Origin of the sequence: Limimaricola litoreus, from assembly GCF_024159025.1 — a bacterium.
In the GTDB taxonomy this organism is placed as follows: Bacteria; Pseudomonadota; Alphaproteobacteria; order Rhodobacterales; family Rhodobacteraceae; genus Limimaricola; species Limimaricola litoreus.
Genome location: NZ_JAMYXC010000051.1, coordinates 1 through 740, shown reverse-complemented (window position 1 = coordinate 740; position 740 = coordinate 1). Strand labels below are relative to the sequence as shown.

1 protein-coding gene is annotated in these 740 nt (G+C 66.9%); it reads left to right on the top strand.

Annotation, left to right across the window (positions count from 1 at the left end; all coding sequences use genetic code 11):
- Positions 1–740, top strand: a 740-nt coding sequence (locus tag NHG85_RS04305) for an NAD(P)(+) transhydrogenase (Re/Si-specific) subunit beta (RefSeq protein ID WP_253330147.1), incomplete at both ends; no start/stop codon positions are given.

Genomic DNA, 740 nt, shown 5'->3' with positions numbered 1-740 from the left:
ATGGGCATCGGCGGCGCCGACATGCCGGTGGTGGTGTCGATGCTCAACTCCTACTCGGGCTGGGCGGCGGCGGCGATCGGCTTCACGCTGGGCAACGATCTCCTGATCGTCACCGGCGCGCTGGTCGGCTCCTCGGGCGCGATCCTGAGCTACATCATGTGCAAGGCGATGAACCGCAAGTTCGTCAGCGTGATCCTGGGCGGTTTCGGCGGCACCTCGGGCCCGGCGATGGAGGTCGAGGGTGAGCAGGTGGCGATCGACGCCGACGGCGTGGCGCAGGCGCTGGACGAGGCCGAGAGCGTCGTGATCATCCCCGGCTACGGCATGGCGGTGGCGCAGGCGCAGCAATCGGTCTCCGAGCTGACCCGCCGTCTGCGCGCGCAGGGCAAGACCGTGCGCTTCGCGATCCACCCGGTCGCGGGCCGTCTGCCCGGCCACATGAACGTGCTCTTGGCCGAGGCTCGCGTGCCCTACGACATCGTCATGGAGATGGACGAGATCAATGACGACTTCCCCGAGACGGACGTCGCCATCGTCATCGGCTCGAACGACATCGTGAACCCGGCGGCGCAGGACGACCCGAACTCGCCCATCGCCGGGATGCCGGTGCTCGAGGTCTGGAAGGCCAAGCAGGTCTTCGTCTCGAAGCGCGGCCAGGGCACCGGCTACTCCGGCATCGAGAACCCGCTCTTCTTCAAGGACAACACACGCATGTTCTACGGCGATGCGAAAAAGTCGCT